Genomic DNA, 16,199 nt, shown 5'->3' on the forward strand with positions numbered 1-16,199 from the left:
TGGGCGGGAGCCGGGGGACCCGGCGGAAGCCGGAGGCCGGCCCGAAGGCGGAGGCCGGCCCGCAACCGGGGTCCTGGGCGTCGCCTCGCGGGCCGGCGGCCTCGCCGCGGGACCCGGCCGGCCCGCCGGACGTCCCCGGTAGCCTTGCGGCCCGTGACCGCAACCCTCATCTGGATCCTCGTCGTCCTCGTCGCGATCGGCCTGTACCTGAGCTGGACCGCGGGGCGGCTGGACCGGCTGCACGCCCGTATCGACGCCGCCCGCGCCGCGCTGGACGCGCAACTGCTGCGCAGGGCCTCCGTCGCCCAGGAACTGGCCACCTCAGGGGTGCTCGACCCGGCCGCGTCGATCGTGCTGTACGAGGCGGCGCACGCCGCCCGGCAGGCCGAGGAGGAGCAGCGGGAGGTCGCCGAGAGCGAACTCAGCCAGGCGCTGCGCGCCGTCTTCGCCGACCCGCGGCAGGTGGAGGCCGTCCGCGAGGTGCCCGGCGGAGAGGCCGCGGCCCTGGAGCTGACGGAGGCCGTCCGCCGGGTCCCGATGGCCCGCCGCTTCCACAACGACGCCGTGGGCGCGGCCCGCAGACTGCGCGAGCACCGCAAGGTGCGCTGGTTCCGGCTGGCCGGCCACGCCCCGTTCCCGATGGCCTTCGAGATGGACGACGAACCGCCGACGACCTTGACCGACCGCGCGGCGTGAGCCGGGACCGCGCGAGACGGACCGCCTGAGCCGGGACGGCGCGAGACGGACCGCCTGAGCCGGAACCGCGCGAGACGGGACCGCGCGGCGTGAGCCGGAACCGCGCGAGACGGGACCGAGTGAGACGGCGTCCCCCTCGACGGGCCACCGGCCCAAAAGGATCCACCGCCTTCCCATTGGCCCTTGCTGTGGACTGGTCCCATCACGTTTCCTCGGTGCTCGAAGCGAACCCGTCTCCACCCAGTGAGGTCATCCCGTGTCCATCACCGACAACCAGGCTCCCGAGACCGGCACCGCGCGCGTGAAGCGCGGCATGGCCGAGCAGCTCAAGGGCGGCGTGATCATGGACGTCGTCACGCCGGAGCAGGCGAAGATCGCCGAGGACGCCGGAGCCGTGGCCGTCATGGCGCTGGAGCGGGTCCCGGCCGACATCCGCAAGGACGGCGGCGTGGCCCGCATGTCCGACCCGGACATGATCGAGGGCATCATCGAAGCCGTCTCGATCCCGGTCATGGCCAAGTCCCGCATCGGCCACTTCGTCGAGGCCCAGGTCCTCCAGTCCCTCGGCGTCGACTACATCGACGAGTCCGAGGTCCTCACCCCGGCCGACGAGGTCAACCACTCCGACAAGTGGGCGTTCACGACCCCGTTCGTCTGCGGCGCCACCAACCTCGGCGAGGCCCTGCGCCGTATCGCCGAGGGAGCTGCGATGATCCGCTCCAAGGGCGAGGCCGGCACCGGCAACGTCGTCGAGGCCGTCCGTCACCTGCGCCAGATCAAGAACGAGATCGCCAGGCTGCGCGGCTACGACAACCACGAGCTGTACGCCGCCGCCAAGGAGCTGCGCGCCCCGTACGAGCTGGTCAAGGAGGTCGCCGAGCTGGGCAAGCTGCCGGTGGTGCTGTTCTCCGCCGGCGGCGTCGCCACCCCGGCCGACGCCGCCCTGATGCGCCAGCTCGGCGCCGAGGGCGTCTTCGTCGGCTCCGGCATCTTCAAGTCGGGCGACCCGGCCAAGCGCGCCGCCGCCATCGTCAAGGCGACCACCTTCTACGACGACCCGAAGATCATCGCGGACGCGTCCCGCAACCTCGGCGAGGCCATGGTCGGCATCAACTGCGACACCCTCCCCGAGGCCGAGCGCTACGCCAACCGCGGCTGGTAAGCACCCCATGTCCCACGAAGCCCCTGTCATCGGCGTCCTGGCCCTCCAGGGCGACGTACGGGAGCACCTCATCGCCCTGGCCGCGGCCGACGCCGTGGCCAGGCCGGTGCGGCGCCCCGAGGAACTCGCCGGAGTCGACGGCCTCGTCATCCCCGGCGGCGAGTCCACCACCATCTCCAAGCTGGCCGTCCTGTTCGGCGTGATGGAACCGCTCCGCGCGCGCGTGCGCGGCGGCATGCCCGTCTACGGCACCTGCGCGGGCATGATCATGCTCGCCGACAAGATCCTCGACCCGCGCTCGGGCCAGGAGACCGTCGGCGGCATCGACATGATCGTGCGCCGCAACGCCTTCGGACGGCAGAACGAGTCCTTCGAGGCCGCCGTCGACGTCAAGGGCGTCGAGGGCGACCCGGTCGAGGGCGTCTTCATCCGCGCCCCCTGGGTGGAGTCGGTCGGCGCCGGGACCGAGGTGCTCGCCGAGCACGACGGCCACATCGTCGCCGTGCGCCAGGGCGACGCGCTCGCCACGTCGTTCCACCCGGAGCTGACCGGCGACCACCGCGTTCACGCCCTGTTCGTCGAGATGGTGCGCGCGAAGCGGGTGACGGAGTCCTTGTAGGATCTCCTGGGGTCCCCCGGGCTTCAGGGCCGGGGGCGTACGTACCAGATGGGTTACGCGAAGGAGACAGGCAGATGTCCGGCCACTCTAAATGGGCTACGACGAAGCACAAGAAGGCCGTGATCGACGCCAAGCGCGGCAAGCTCTTCGCGAAGCTGATCAAGAACATCGAGGTCGCGGCGCGCATGGGCGGCGTCGACCTGGACGGCAACCCGACGCTCTACGACGCCGTCCAGAAGGCCAAGAAGCAGTCGGTCCCGAACAAGAACATCGACTCCGCGATCAAGCGCGGCGGCGGTCTCGAGGCCGGCGGCGCCGACTACGAGACGATCATGTACGAGGGCTACGGGCCGAACGGCGTCGCGGTGCTCATCGAGTGCCTCACCGACAACCGCAACCGCGCCGCCTCCGACGTCCGCGTCGCCATGACCCGCAACGGCGGCTCCATGGCCGACCCGGGATCCGTGTCGTACCTGTTCAACCGCAAGGGCGTCGTCATCGTCCCCAAGGGCGAGCTGAGCGAGGACGACGTCCTCGGGGCGGTCCTGGACGCGGGTGCCGAGGAAGTCAACGACCTCGGTGAGAACTTCGAGGTCCTCAGCGAGGCCACCGACCTGGTCGCGGTCCGCACCGCCCTCCAGGACGCCGGCATCGACTACGACTCCGCCGAGGCCAACTTCGTCCCGACCATGCAGGTCGAGCTGGACGAGGAGGGCGCCAAGAAGATCTTCAAGCTGATCGACGCGCTGGAGGACAGCGACGACGTGCAGAACGTCTTCGCCAACTTCGACGTCAGCGACGAGGTCATGGAGAAGGTCGACGCGTAACCCCACCGCGGGCCGCACCGGTCGACGGGCCGACGGGACACACCCGTCGGCCCGTCGCCGTGCCGGGCGTCGCCGGCCGTCGTTGTCGGTGGCACCCGATAGCCTGCACGAACAGGCTGTCGACGGGAGGGGCGGGCGTGCGGGTACTCGGGGTGGACCCCGGTCTGACACGGTGCGGTGTCGGTGTGGTCGAGGGGGTCGCGGGCCGTCCGCTCACCATGCTCGGCGTGGGCGTCGTCCGCACGCCGGCCGACGCCGAGCTGGGGCAGCGCCTCGTCGCCGTAGAACAGGGCATCGAGCACTGGCTCGACGAGCACCGGCCCGAGTACGTCGCCGTGGAGCGGGTCTTCAGCCAGCACAACGTCCGGACGGTCATGGGCACCGCCCAGGCCAGCGCCGTCGCCATGCTCTGCGCCGCCCGCCGCGGCATCCCCGTCGCCCTGCACACGCCCAGCGAGGTCAAGGCCGCCGTCACCGGCAGCGGCCGCGCCGACAAGGCACAGGTCGGCGCCATGGTCACCCGCCTGCTGCGGCTCAGCGCGCCGCCCAGGCCCGCCGACGCCGCCGACGCCCTGGCCCTCGCCATCTGCCACATCTGGCGCGCCCCCGCGCAGAACCGCCTCCAGCAGGCCGTCGCCCTGCACACCGCCACCGCACCCACCCCCTCGAAAGGCCGTACGGCATGATCGCCTTCGTGAGCGGCACCGTCGCCGCACTCGCTCCCGACGCCGCCGTGGTCGAGGTGGGCGGGGTCGGCATGGCCGTGCAGTGCACGCCCAACACCCTCTCCACGCTCCGGCTCGGCCAGCCCGCCCGGCTCGCCACCTCCCTCGTCGTCCGCGAGGACTCGCTCACCCTGTACGGCTTCGCCGACGACGACGAGCGGCAGGTCTTCGAACTGCTCCAGACGGCCAGCGGCGTCGGCCCCCGCCTCGCCCAGGCCATGCTCGCCGTGCACACCCCGGACGCCCTGCGCCGGGCCGTCGCCACCGCAGACGAGAAGGCCCTCACCGCGGTCCCCGGCATCGGCAAAAAGGGCGCCCAGAAGCTGCTGCTGGAGCTGAAGGACCGCCTGGGCGAGCCGATCGGCGCCCCCGCGGCCGGCGCCCCGGTCACCCAGGGCTGGCGGGACCAGCTGCACGCCGCCCTGATCGGCCTCGGATACGCGACCCGCGAGGCCGACGAGGCGGTGTCCGCGGTCGCGCCCCAGGCGGAGGCGGCCGAGGGCACACCCCAGGTGGGCCAGTTGCTGAGGGCGGCCCTGCAGACCCTCAACAGGGCGCGCTGAGCCCGGCCGACCCGCCCGCGCCGAACGACCCCGAGACCCCGAGGCACACTTCATGAACTGGGACGACACGACCGACACCGGCGCCGCCGCCGACCGGCTGGTGGGCTCTGTCGCCGACCGCGAGGACCAGGCCGTCGAGGCCGCCCTGCGCCCCAAGGACCTGGGCGAGTTCATCGGCCAGGAGAAGGTCCGCGAACAGCTCGACCTCGTGCTGCGCGCGGCACGCGCGCGCGGCGCCACCGCCGACCACGTGCTGCTCTCCGGCGCCCCCGGCCTCGGCAAGACCACCCTCTCGATGATCATCGCCGCCGAGATGGGCGCCCCGATCCGCATCACGTCCGGCCCCGCCATCCAGCACGCCGGCGACCTCGCCGCGATCCTCTCCTCCCTCCAGGAGGGCGAGGTCCTCTTCCTCGACGAGATCCACCGCATGTCCCGGCCCGCCGAGGAGATGCTCTACATGGCGATGGAGGACTTCCGCGTCGACGTCATCGTCGGCAAGGGCCCCGGCGCCACCGCCATCCCGCTGGAGCTGCCCCCGTTCACCCTGGTCGGCGCCACCACCCGCGCGGGCCTGCTGCCGCCCCCGCTGCGCGACCGCTTCGGCTTCACCGCCCACATGGAGTTCTACGAACCGGCCGAACTCCGCCGCGTCGTCCACCGCTCGGCGAACCTCCTGGACGTCGAGATCGACCCCGACGGCGCCGCCGAGATCGCCGGCCGCTCCCGTGGCACGCCCCGCATCGCCAACCGCCTGCTGCGCCGCGTCCGCGACTACGCGCAGGTCAAGGCGGACGGCGTCATCACACGCGAGATCGCCGCGGCGGCCCTCGCGGTCTACGAGGTCGACGCCCGCGGCCTCGACCGCCTCGACCGCGCGGTCCTGGAGGCCCTGCTGAAACTGTTCGGCGGCGGTCCGGTCGGCCTGTCCACGCTGGCCGTCGCGGTGGGGGAGGAGCGCGAGACCGTCGAGGAGGTCGCCGAACCCTTCCTGGTCCGGGAGGGCCTGCTCGCCCGCACCCCGCGCGGCCGCGTCGCCACCCCCGCGGCCTGGACCCACCTGGGCCTCACCCCGCCCGCCTCCACGACCGGGGGCAACGGACAGCAGAACCTGTTCGGGGGGTGACCCCAGGTGACCCCAGGTGACGGCACGTACGGCGCACCCGGGAGGCGGACCGGCACCCGCCGTAGCCCGGCAGGGTGACGGCCAGGGCATTGGCGGCCGGAGGAACCCAGGTGCCATGCTGAACGTTGTTCCCTGTGCGCGGACTCGCTTAGACTCCGCCGATGCCGCCGTTGTCGGCGGCGCACACACCCCCAACCAGTAGGCCGCTCACCATCGCGGTCGTGCGAAGGAAGTACCGACCCGTGAGTCTCGTGACCCTCCTCCCGTTCATCGTGCTCATCGGGGCCATGTTCCTGATGACCCGGTCGGCCAAGAAGAAGCAGCAGCAGGCCGCCGACATGCGGAACGCCATGCAGCCCGGCAGTGGTGTCCGCACCATCGGGGGCATGTACGCGACCGTCAAGGAGGTCAACGAGGACACGGTCCTCCTCGACGCCGGCCCGGGGGTGGAACTGCTCTTCGCGAAGAACGCCATCGGTGCCGTCCTGACCGACGACGAGTACAACCGCATCGTCCACGGCATCGAGCACGACCTGAAGTCCGACGTCGTCCCGGACGACGCCTCCTCCCTCACCGGGTCCGACGAGACCGCCGACGCTGCCGCCGCCTCCGACGACAAGCCCGTCGACCTCGGCAAGAAGGACGAGACCGAGGAGCGGGCCGCCGACACGGAGACCGACGCGGAGCCGAAGAAGACCGACGGCGACTCCGACGCGAAGAAGTAGCCACGCCCCCCGGGGCACGCGGGTGCGCCCCGCGTGCCCCGGGGCGCGCGCATCTCGCACCAGGGGATCCCGACACCATGTCATGGCCGCCGCCGCGCTGACCCGGCGCGAGGCGGCCCGAGAGGGAGTACGAGAAGGTGGCAGCACCTAAAAAGGGCCGGAGCGCGAGCGCCCAGAGCAAGCCGGGGCGCTCGCTGGCCCTGATCCTGATCGCGATCGTGGCGCTCACCGGAGGCATGTTCCTCTCCGGACACACCACTCCGCGTCTGGGCATCGACCTGGCCGGCGGCACCAGCATCACGCTGGAGGCGAAAGCCGACCAGGGGTCCGCGATCAACAAGGCCAACATGGACACCGCGGTCGAGATCATGAACCGCCGTGTCAACGGTCTGGGCGTCTCCGAGGCGGAGGTGCAGACCCAGGGCGACAGCAACATCATCGTGAACATCCCCAAGGGCACCAACTCCAAGGAAGCCCGGGAACAGGTCGGCACCACCGCCAAGCTGTACTTCCGTCCGGTCCTGGCCAGCGAGGCCAGCGGCACCGCCGCGAGCGCCTCGCCGAGCCCGTCCGCCAGCGGTTCGTCCACCGCCTCGCCGAGCGCGTCCGCGAGCGCCTCCGCGAGTGCCTCCGCCGATGAGGAGGCCTCCTCCTCCGCGTCCCCGTCGGCCTCCGCCACCTCGCAGGGCCGCGCCGTCACCGACGCGCTGAAGGCCGACTCCACCCCGTCGGCCTCCGCCTCCGCGAGCGCCTCCGCCTCCGCGAGCCCGTCGGCCTCCGCGAGCGCCTCCGACACCGACGACGCCGCGCTCGAAGCCGAGTACGCGGACCTGGACTGCTCCAAGGCCTCGGCCCGCGCCACCGCCGGCGAGGGCGCCAAGCCCGCCGACTCCACCGTGGGCTGCGGCCAGATCCAGGGCGTCTGGTACAAGTACCTGCTCGGCCCGGCCGCCGTCGACGGCACCGAGGTCGACAAGGCCCAGGCGGTCTACGACACCCAGACCGCCGCCGGCTGGCAGGTCACGATGGACTTCAACTCCGCGGGCGCCAAGAAGTTCGCCGACATCACCGCGGAGCTCGCCCAGAACAGCGCCCCGCAGAACGAGTTCGGCATCGTCCTCGACGGCGAGGTCGTCTCCAGCCCGTACGTCAGCTCCTCCATCACCGGCGGCCAGGCCCAGATCTCCGGCAGCTTCACGCAGGACGAGGCCCAGAACCTCGCCAACATGCTGTCCTACGGCGCGCTGCCGCTCTCCTTCCAGGAGCAGAGCGTGACCACGGTGACCGCCGCGCTCGGCGGTGACCAGCTGCACGCCGGTCTGCTCGCCGGCGCCATCGGCCTCGCCCTGGTGGTCATCTACCTGGTGGCCTACTACCGCGGCCTGTCCCTCATCGCGATCGCCTCGCTGCTGGTCTCCGCGGCCCTGACCTACGTGCTCATGTCGCTGCTCGGCCCGGCCATCGGCTTCGCGCTGAACCTGCCGGCCGTCTGCGGCGCCATCGTCGCCATCGGCATCACCGCGGACTCGTTCATCGTCTACTTCGAACGCGTCCGGGACGAGATCCGCGAGGGCCGCTCACTGCGTCCCGCGGTCGAGCGGGGCTGGCCGCGCGCCCGGCGCACCATCCTGGTCTCCGACTTCGTGTCCTTCCTCGCCGCCGCGGTGCTTTTCATCGTCTCCGTCGGCAAGGTCCAGGGCTTCGCGTTCACGCTGGGGCTGACCACCGTCCTCGACGTGGTCGTGGTCTTCTTCTTCACCAAGCCGCTGATGACACTGATCGCCCGCCGCAAGTTCTTCGCGAACGGCCACAAGTGGTCCGGCCTCGACCCGAAGAGCCTGGGCGCCAAGCCGCCGCTGCGCCGCACCCGTCGTCCCGCCGGTCCCGCCGCCGGCCCCGCCGAGCCGAAGGAGGCGTGAGCGATGTCGAAACTCGGTAACCTCGGCGCCCGACTGCACCGTGGCGAGATCAGCTACGACTTCATCGGGCACCGCAAGATCTGGTACGGCATCTCGATCCTGATCACCATCACGGCCATCCTCGGCCTGGGCGTCCGCGGCCTGAACATGGGCATCGACTTCCAGGGCGGCGCCGTCTTCACCACCGCGAAGAACAGCTCCGTCTCGGTCTCGCAGGCCGAGACCGCCGCGGAGGAGGCGGCCGGTCACGAGGCGCTCGTGCAGAAGCTCGGCGACGGCTCGCTGCGCATCCAGATCGCCGGCATGGACACCCAGCAGTCCGACAAGGTCAAGAACGCCCTCGCCGAGGACTTCGACGTCGACCCGGAGACCATCGCCGCCGACCTGGTCGGCCCCAGCTGGGGCGACCAGATCGCGAACAAGGCCTGGCAGGGCCTGGCGATCTTCATGGTCCTCGTCGTGATCTACCTGGCGATCGCCTTCGAGTGGCGCATGGCCGTCGCCGCGCTCGTCGCCCTGGTCCACGACATCACCATCACCGTCGGCATCTACGCCCTCGTCGGCTTCGAGGTCACGCCGGGCACGGTGATCGGCCTGCTGACCATCCTCGGCTACTCGCTGTACGACACCGTCGTCGTCTTCGACTCCCTCAAGGAGCAGACGAAGGACCTCACCAAGCAGACCCGCTTCACCTACAGCGAGATCGCCAACCGCTCGATCAACAGCACCCTGGTGCGTTCCATCAACACCACGGTCGTCGCGCTGCTCCCGGTCGCCGGCCTGCTGTTCATCGGCGGCGGCGTGCTCGGCGCGGGCACGCTCAACGACATCTCGCTGTCGCTGTTCGTCGGCCTCGCGGCCGGTGCGTACTCCTCGATCTTCATCGCCACGCCGCTCGTCGCCGACCTCAAGGAGCGCGAGCCGCAGTACAAGGCGCTGAAGAAGCGTGTCCTGGCCAAGCGCGCCCAGGCCTCCGCCGAGGAGGAGTACACCGAGTCCCGCGGCACCGACCTCCGCGAGGACCTGCCGGAGGACGCGGCCGCCGTCGTCGGCCCGCGCACCCAGCCCGCCTCCCGCGGCCGCGGCCGTGGCCGACCCTCGGGGAAGCGCCGATGACCGGCATCGAGGAGCTGCTGCTCAGCCGTATCCGTGACGTGGCCGACTACCCGGAGCCGGGGGTGATGTTCAAGGACATCACCCCGCTGCTCGCGGACCCGGCGGCGTTCACCGCCCTCACCGACACGTTCGCCCAGGTCGCCGAGCGCACCGGCGCCACCAAGATCGTCGGCCTGGAGGCCCGGGGCTTCATCCTCGGCGCCCCCGTCGCCGTCCGCGCCGGCCTCGGCTTCGTCCCCGTGCGCAAGGCGGGCAAGCTCCCCGGAGCCACCCTCGCCCAGGCCTATGACCTGGAGTACGGCTCGGCCGAGATCGAGATCCACGCCGAGGACCTCACCACCGACGACCGCATACTGATCGTCGACGACGTCCTCGCCACCGGCGGCACCGCCGAGGCGTCGATCCAGCTGATCCACCGCGCGGGCGCCGAGGTCGCGGGCGTCGCCGTCCTGATGGAACTCGGCTTCCTGGCCGGCCGGCCCCGCCTGGAGGCGGCACTGCGGGGAGCGCCGCTGGAGGCGCTGCTCACGGTCTAGGGCCTGTTGCGAAAGTCCCGTCGTCCGCCCGGAGGGCGGGCCTGGCGGCGTCAGGTGCGTGCTCTGGGGGTCCCCCCGGCCGAAGGCTGGGGGAGTGCCGGCCCCTGGCCCTCGTACTGGATGTACTTGGGTCAGGGGCCGGTGCGGCGAGTGGGGGTCCCCCCGGCCGGAGGCTGGGGGAGCGTGCATGGCGTCGTCGGGCAGGCGGGACTTGCGCAACAGGCCCTAGGACCGGGCGCCGTCGCCCCGCACCGGGCTGACGGGAAGGACACTCACGGCACCCTCGTACGGCTGTCGTACGGATCAGGGGCGGGCCCGGAGGAATCCGGTGCCCGCCCCTGGTGTTTCCCGGGTACACCCCCGGTGTTTCCCGGGTACACGGCCATCACATCGGCCTGAAGGCGATCCGGGAGCCCGGCATCGCTACGATGGGTGCTCCGGAGCCTGACCGGGGACCCGGATCGCGCACGAGGAGTCCTCTTGCCAGACGAGGCCCAGCACCTGACCGCCGCCAAGCCCGAGTCCGCCTCGGCGCCCGCGGCCAAGCCCGCGTCGGGGACGCAAGCCGACGCCCGCGGGCCGGTCGAGCACGACCGCTCCGCCCCCGTCGACAAGCCGGACGAGCAGCCCCGCCCCAAGCCGGCCCCGCCCGAGCGCTCCGAGACCGCCCCCGCAGCCCGCCCGGCCGCCGCGCAGCCGCCCGCCCGCTCCGGCTCCTCCAACCGCGTCCGCGCCCGTCTCGCCCGCCTCGGCGTCCAGCGCGCCAACCCGTACAACCCGGTCCTGGAGCCGCTGCTGCGGATAGTGCGCAGCAACGACCCCAAGATCGAGACGTCGACGCTGCGCCAGATCGAGCGCGCCTACCAGGTCGCCGAGCGCTGGCACCGCGGCCAGAAGCGCAAGAGCGGCGACCCGTACATCACCCACCCCCTCGCGGTGACCACGATCCTCGCCGAACTCGGCATGGACCCGGCCACCCTCATGGCGGGCCTGCTCCACGACACCGTCGAGGACACCGAGTACGGCCTCGACGACCTGCGCCGCGACTTCGGCGACCAGGTCGCCCTCCTCGTCGACGGCGTCACCAAGCTGGACAAGGTCAAGTTCGGCGAGGCCGCGCAGGCCGAGACCGTGCGCAAGATGGTCGTCGCCATGGCCAAGGATCCGCGCGTCCTGGTCATCAAGCTCGCCGACCGCCTGCACAACATGCGCACCATGCGCTACCTGAAGCGCGAGAAGCAGGAGAAGAAGGCGCGCGAGACCCTCGAGATCTACGCGCCGCTCGCCCACCGCCTGGGCATGAACACCATCAAGTGGGAACTGGAGGACCTCGCCTTCGCGATCCTCTACCCCAAGATGTACGACGAAATCGTCCGCCTCGTCGCCGAGCGCGCCCCCAAGCGCGACGAGTACCTCGCCATAGTGACCGACGAGGTCCAGGCCGACCTGCGGGCCGCCCGTATCAAGGCGACCGTCACGGGCCGGCCGAAGCACTACTACAGCGTCTACCAGAAGATGATCGTCCGCGGCCGTGACTTCGCGGAGATCTACGACCTGGTGGGCATCCGCGTCCTCGTGGACACCGTCCGCGACTGCTACGCGGCCCTCGGCACGGTGCACGCGCGGTGGAACCCGGTCCCCGGCCGGTTCAAGGACTACATCGCGATGCCCAAGTTCAACATGTACCAGTCGCTGCACACGACGGTCATCGGCCCCAACGGCAAGCCGGTCGAGCTCCAGATCCGCACGTTCGACATGCACCGCCGCGCCGAGTACGGCATCGCCGCGCACTGGAAGTACAAGCAGGAGGCGGTCGCCGGCGCCTCCAAGGTCCGCACCGACGCGCCCAGGTCGTCCGGCAAGGGCAAGGACGACCACCTCAACGACATGGCGTGGCTGCGCCAGCTGCTCGACTGGCAGAAGGAGACCGAGGACCCGGGCGAGTTCCTGGAGTCCCTGCGCTTCGACCTCTCCCGCAACGAGGTCTTCGTCTTCACGCCCAAGGGCGACGTCATCGCGCTCCCGGCCGGGGCCACCCCGGTGGACTTCGCCTACGCCGTCCACACGGAGGTCGGCCACCGCACCATAGGAGCCCGGGTCAACGGCAGGCTCGTACCGCTGGAGTCGACCCTGGACAACGGCGACCTGGTGGAGGTCTTCACCTCCAAGGCCCCCGGCGCGGGCCCGTCCCGCGACTGGCTCGGTTTCGTCAAGTCGCCGCGCGCCCGCAACAAGATCCGGGGGTGGTTCTCCAAGGAGCGCCGCGACGAGGCGATCGAGCAGGGCAAGGACGCCATCGCCCGCGCGATGCGCAAGCAGAACCTGCCGATCCAGCGCATCCTCACCGGCGACTCGCTGGTCACCCTGGCGCACGAGATGCGCTACCCGGACATCTCCTCGCTGTACGCGGCGATCGGCGAGGGCCATGTGGCCGCGCAGAACGTCGTGCAGAAGCTGGTGCAGGCCCTCGGCGGCGAGGAGGCCGCGACCGAGGAGATCGACGAGGCGGTCCCGCCGTCCCGCGGCCGCGGCCGCAAGCGGCGCACCAGCAACGACCCCGGTGTCGTGGTCAAGGGCGTCGACGACGTCTGGGTGAAACTGGCCCGCTGTTGTACGCCCGTCCCCGGCGATCCGATCATCGGTTTCGTCACGCGCGGTAGTGGCGTATCGGTTCACCGCAGCGACTGCGTCAACGTGGAGTCACTGTCCCGCGAGCCGGAGCGCATCCTCGGCGTCGAGTGGGCGCCGACGCAGTCCTCGGTCTTCCTGGTCGCCATCCAGGTCGAGGCGCTGGACCGGTCCCGGCTGCTGTCGGACGTCACCCGCGTCCTGTCCGACCAGCACGTCAACATCCTCTCGGCCGCCGTCCAGACCTCCCGGGACCGGGTCGCCACCTCCCGTTTCACCTTCGAGATGGGCGACCCCAAGCACCTCGGACACGTCCTGAAGGCCGTCCGCGGGGTGGAGGGCGTGTACGACGTCTACCGGGTGACGTCGGCGCGGAGACCGTAACCTACGGGATGACCTGAGCGGCGGAGACGGGGGAGCGGGATGGGCGGGCCGGGGCGCGAGGGATTACCGGGCGGGGCGCCGCCGCCCCCGGTGCCGGTCCTGGTCGCCGGCCGCTACCGGCCGGTCCGCTTCCTCGGCCGCGGCGGCATGGGCGTCGTCCACGAGGCGGAGGACACCCGGCTCGACCGGCGCGTCGCCCTGAAGATGCTCACCACCGTCGAGGGGCTGACCGGGGACAGCGAGGCCTGGGACCGCTTCCAGCGCGAGGCCCGCGCCCTGGCCAGGATCGACCACCCCGGCGTCGTCACGCTCTACGACAGCGGCGTGCACGACGGCACCCCCTACCTCGTGATGCAGGTGCTCGACGGCACCACCCTCGCCGACCTGGCGTCGGCGGCGGGGCCGCTGCCGACGACCGTGGTGTGCACGGTGGCCCTGGGCATCACCGAGGCCCTGGAGGCCGCCCACACGGCCGGCGTGCTGCACCGCGACGTCAAGCCCACGAACGTCGGCCTCACCCGGAACGGGCGTGTCGTCCTCCAGGACTTCGGACTGGCCCGGCTGGCCGGCGAGGCCGCGATCACCCGCACCGGAGCCATTGTCGGCACCCCCCAGTTCATGGCCCCCGAGGCCATGCGGGGCGCCCTGCCGGAGCGGGCGGCGGACTGGTACGGCCTGGGCGCCTGCATGTACCTGATGATCACGGGCGAGCTGCCGTTCGGCCCGACCGTCGACTACGGCGCCATCATCCACCGCGCCCTCGGCGACGGTGTCCCGCCGCTCACGGGCCGCCGCCCGGACTGCCCGCCGGACCTGTGCCGGCTCGTCGACGACCTGTGCCGGCAGGACCCCGCCCTGCGCCGCCAGAACGCCGAGTCCCTCCGCGAGACCCTGCTGCCCCTGTCCTACGGCGGCACGGAACGGCTGGTCGACCTGGTGACGGACCGGGCGCGCGACGACGCCGTGCGCGACGCGTGGGTGGTGCCCGACGTCCCCGAGCCGGTGTCCCGCGCCGAGGAGATGCCCGAGTACCTCTGGGACGAGGCGGCCGCCCTGCCCGACCGGCGCGGGCCGGCCACCGACCCCTTCCGGCCCGCCACCCTGAGCGACACCACCCGCCGGATCGTGCTCGGCACCATGACCCCGCAGAGCGCGCTCGCCCGGCAGCGCGAGGCGGTCAACCTGGTGCTGCGCGGCCGGCTGGAGGAGGCCGCGCAGATGCTGTCCGTCGTGGTCCCGGTCTGCCTCACCACACTCGGACCCGACCATCCGACCACCTTGACCAGCCAGTACTGGCATGCCGTGTGCCTGGCCAGGCTCGACGCCGGGCGCCCCGCGCTGGAGCTGTTCTCCAGCGTCAACCGACGTGTGGCACGACGAACGGACGGACACGATGACTGACTCCGGCGCGGGCATCTCGGCCGCCCTGGACCCCACCGGGACCGAGGACGACCTGCGGTCCCTGCTGCGCTGGCTGCGGGAGGACGAGAGCGTCCACCTGCCCGTCCGGCCCGCCGGCGCCGCCCCGCACCCGCCCGGCGGCATGGGCACCGGCTTCGACGTCCTCCAGTTCGCTGTCTCCGGCGGGCTGTCGGCGGCCTCGCTCGTCGTCTCCGTCCTCCAGTGGCAGACCTCCCGGCGCCGCGCCCCGGCCGTCACCCTGCGCCGCGGCGACGTGGAGGTCCTGCTCACCGCCCGCGCGGCCCGCGACGAGGAGACCGTACGCCGTCTCGTCGTCCTCCTCGACGGCGACACCGCGCCCGCCACCCTGCCCGGACCTCGCACCGAAGGAAGCGGAGGCGATGACGGCACTGCCTGACCCGGCGCGCTCGCGGGCCGTCCTCATCGGCACCGCCTCCTACCGCCACCTGCCCCAGCTGCCCGCCGTCGAGACGGGCGTCGTCGACCTCGCCGCCGAACTGTGCGACGCCACCGTCTGGGGGCTGCCCGTACAGCACTGCACGGTCGTCACCGACCCGTTGAGCGCCCACACGATCCTCGACCCCGTCCACCAGGCCGGCGAGGAGGCCACCGACACCCTCCTCGTCTACTTCGCGGGCCACGGCCTGCGCGACGCCGACTCCGCCGACCTCTACCTCGCCCTGGGCGACTCCCGCGAACACCTCGGCTACACGGCCGTCGCCTACCAGCACCTGCGCTCCGCCCTGCGGTCCGCCCGGGCCCGCCGCAAGGTCGTCGTCCTCGACTGCTGTTTCAGCGGCCGCGCCGCCCGCGCCCTGGCCGGAGGCGACGTCCTCGCCGCCGAGGCCGCCGTGGACGGCGCCTATGTCCTCACCGCCTCACCCCGCGACCGGATCGCCCTGGCACCCGACGGCGAGCGCTACACCGCCTTCACCGGCGAACTGCTGGGCGTGCTGCGCCACGGCGTCGACAACGGCCCGGAGCTGCTCGACCTCGACACGCTCTACCGCGTCCTGCTGGAGCGGCTGCGCGCCAAGAACCGCCCGCTGCCCCAGCACTCCCAGGAGAACGGCGTCGGACGCCTCCCCCTGGCCCGCAACAAGGCCCGTGCCGGTCTGCGCGCCCCTGCGGGCCCCGTCCTGCCCGCCGACGTCCGCACCGCCATGGTCTCCACCGGACTGGCCGTCGCCCGGCTCCTGCGCGCCGAGGGCAACACCCGCGACGCCCTGCCCGTCCTGCGCCTCGCCCTCCAGGAACAGCAGACCGCCGGCAGCGAGGGCGACCTGCTCGCCGTCCAGCTCGAACTCTCCGAGCTGCTCGCCGAGACCGGCCAGGTCAAGGAGGCCATCGAGGTACTGGAACTCGCCTTCCACCAGGTCCACAAGGTGTACGGGCCCGAGGCCGTCCTCGTCTGCCGGCGGCTGGCCGACCTGCTCCAGGAGTCCGGCAACCACGTCCAGGCCTGCGAGGTGCTCAAGCACGCCCTGGACATCAGCGAGCGGGGCGCGCCGGGGCCGGCCTGACGCGGGCGCCGCGACCCCAGCCGCCGATCGCGCCACCGCCCGCGTGCAGCCGCCCGCACGGGCCCGCCGAAGTCGCCGGGCCGCCGAAGGCGCGGGGCACCGGAAGGTACGAGGTCACCGGAGCGCGCGAGGTCACCGTAAGCCACTGGCTCACCGGAACGCGCGAGGTCGCCGTAAGCCACTGGCCACCGGAGCGCGCGAGGTCACCGGAAGCCACCGGCTCACCGG

At 72.2% G+C, this 16,199-nt stretch carries 15 protein-coding genes; all 15 read left to right on the forward strand.

Annotation, left to right across the window (positions count from 1 at the left end; translation table 11 throughout):
• The first annotated feature begins 153 nt into the window (after positions 1–153).
• The 15 genes from ACZ3KJ_RS15515 to ACZ3KJ_RS15585 all read left to right on the forward strand — a co-directional run bounded on the left by ACZ3KJ_RS15515 (position 154) and on the right by ACZ3KJ_RS15585 (position 15,971).
• The gene (locus tag ACZ3KJ_RS15515) at positions 154–696 is read left to right on the forward strand and encodes a LemA family protein (protein WP_389519650.1); all 543 of its coding nucleotides are present in this window, start codon (positions 154–156) and stop codon (positions 694–696) included.
• A gap of 256 nt (positions 697–952) precedes the next feature.
• Entirely contained in the window at positions 953–1,858 is a 906-nt protein-coding gene (pdxS, locus tag ACZ3KJ_RS15520) for a pyridoxal 5'-phosphate synthase lyase subunit PdxS (RefSeq protein ID WP_389519648.1), read from the forward strand.
• Between the two features lie 7 nt (positions 1,859–1,865).
• Entirely contained in the window at positions 1,866–2,477 is a 612-nt protein-coding gene (pdxT, locus tag ACZ3KJ_RS15525) for a pyridoxal 5'-phosphate synthase glutaminase subunit PdxT (RefSeq protein ID WP_467527252.1), read from the forward strand.
• Positions 2,478–2,551: 74 nt separating this feature from the next.
• The gene (locus ACZ3KJ_RS15530) at positions 2,552–3,304 is read left to right on the forward strand and encodes a YebC/PmpR family DNA-binding transcriptional regulator (RefSeq protein WP_467527254.1); all 753 of its coding nucleotides are present in this window, start codon (positions 2,552–2,554) and stop codon (positions 3,302–3,304) included.
• Positions 3,305–3,441: 137 nt separating this feature from the next.
• Complete coding sequence (gene ruvC, locus ACZ3KJ_RS15535) at positions 3,442–3,990, forward strand: crossover junction endodeoxyribonuclease RuvC (protein WP_467527256.1); 549 nt, start codon at positions 3,442–3,444, stop codon at positions 3,988–3,990.
• Entirely contained in the window at positions 3,987–4,592 is a 606-nt protein-coding gene (gene ruvA / locus ACZ3KJ_RS15540; RefSeq protein ID WP_467527258.1) for a Holliday junction branch migration protein RuvA, read from the forward strand. The genes ruvC and ruvA overlap by 4 nt, the downstream gene beginning before the upstream one ends.
• A 52-nt stretch (positions 4,593–4,644) precedes the next feature.
• Entirely contained in the window at positions 4,645–5,718 is a 1,074-nt protein-coding gene (ruvB, locus tag ACZ3KJ_RS15545) for a Holliday junction branch migration DNA helicase RuvB (RefSeq protein ID WP_467527260.1), read from the forward strand.
• Between the two features lie 242 nt (positions 5,719–5,960).
• Entirely contained in the window at positions 5,961–6,443 is a 483-nt protein-coding gene (gene yajC / locus ACZ3KJ_RS15550; protein ID WP_389519636.1) for a preprotein translocase subunit YajC, read from the forward strand.
• A 137-nt stretch (positions 6,444–6,580) separates the two neighbouring features.
• Positions 6,581–8,362, forward strand: coding sequence for a protein translocase subunit SecD (gene secD / locus ACZ3KJ_RS15555; protein WP_467527262.1), 1,782 nt, complete (start codon positions 6,581–6,583; stop codon positions 8,360–8,362).
• A gap of 3 nt (positions 8,363–8,365) precedes the next feature.
• On the forward strand, positions 8,366–9,478 hold the full coding sequence (gene secF, locus ACZ3KJ_RS15560; RefSeq protein WP_467527263.1) for a protein translocase subunit SecF: 1,113 nt from the start codon (positions 8,366–8,368) through the stop codon (positions 9,476–9,478).
• A complete protein-coding gene (locus ACZ3KJ_RS15565) occupies positions 9,475–10,014 on the forward strand; it encodes an adenine phosphoribosyltransferase (RefSeq protein ID WP_467527265.1) in 540 nt (179 codons plus the stop codon). Before secF ends, ACZ3KJ_RS15565 begins: the two co-directional genes overlap by 4 nt.
• A gap of 480 nt (positions 10,015–10,494) precedes the next feature.
• Complete coding sequence (locus ACZ3KJ_RS15570) at positions 10,495–13,026, forward strand: RelA/SpoT family protein (protein WP_467527267.1); 2,532 nt, start codon at positions 10,495–10,497, stop codon at positions 13,024–13,026.
• Positions 13,027–13,116: 90 nt separating this feature from the next.
• Complete coding sequence (locus tag ACZ3KJ_RS15575; RefSeq protein WP_467527269.1) at positions 13,117–14,427, forward strand: serine/threonine-protein kinase; 1,311 nt, start codon at positions 13,117–13,119, stop codon at positions 14,425–14,427.
• Entirely contained in the window at positions 14,420–14,845 is a 426-nt protein-coding gene (locus tag ACZ3KJ_RS15580) for an effector-associated constant component EACC1 (protein WP_467527271.1), read from the forward strand. The genes ACZ3KJ_RS15575 and ACZ3KJ_RS15580 overlap by 8 nt, the downstream gene beginning before the upstream one ends.
• Complete coding sequence (locus ACZ3KJ_RS15585; RefSeq protein WP_467527273.1) at positions 14,829–15,971, forward strand: caspase family protein; 1,143 nt, start codon at positions 14,829–14,831, stop codon at positions 15,969–15,971. The genes ACZ3KJ_RS15580 and ACZ3KJ_RS15585 overlap by 17 nt, the downstream gene beginning before the upstream one ends.
• Positions 15,972–16,199 lie beyond the last annotated feature (228 nt).

The organism is Streptomyces sp. NPDC003248 (assembly GCF_055563235.1).

Bases quoted from the DNA above. Each gene is read 5' to 3' on its own strand.
- ACZ3KJ_RS15530 (WP_467527254.1), top strand. From the start codon at position 2,552: ATGTCCGGCCACTCTAAATGGGCTACGACGAAGCACAAGAAGGCCGTG.
- ruvA (WP_467527258.1), top strand. From the start codon at position 3,987: ATGATCGCCTTCGTGAGCGGCACCGTCGCCGCACTCGCTCCCGACGCC.
- ruvB (WP_467527260.1), top strand. From the start codon at position 4,645: ATGAACTGGGACGACACGACCGACACCGGCGCCGCCGCCGACCGGCTG.
- ACZ3KJ_RS15580 (WP_467527271.1), top strand. From the start codon at position 14,420: ATGACTGACTCCGGCGCGGGCATCTCGGCCGCCCTGGACCCCACCGGG.
- pdxT (WP_467527252.1), top strand. From the start codon at position 1,866: ATGTCCCACGAAGCCCCTGTCATCGGCGTCCTGGCCCTCCAGGGCGAC.
- ACZ3KJ_RS15565 (WP_467527265.1), top strand. From the start codon at position 9,475: ATGACCGGCATCGAGGAGCTGCTGCTCAGCCGTATCCGTGACGTGGCC.
- secF (WP_467527263.1), top strand. From the start codon at position 8,366: ATGTCGAAACTCGGTAACCTCGGCGCCCGACTGCACCGTGGCGAGATC.
- ACZ3KJ_RS15585 (WP_467527273.1), top strand. From the start codon at position 14,829: ATGACGGCACTGCCTGACCCGGCGCGCTCGCGGGCCGTCCTCATCGGC.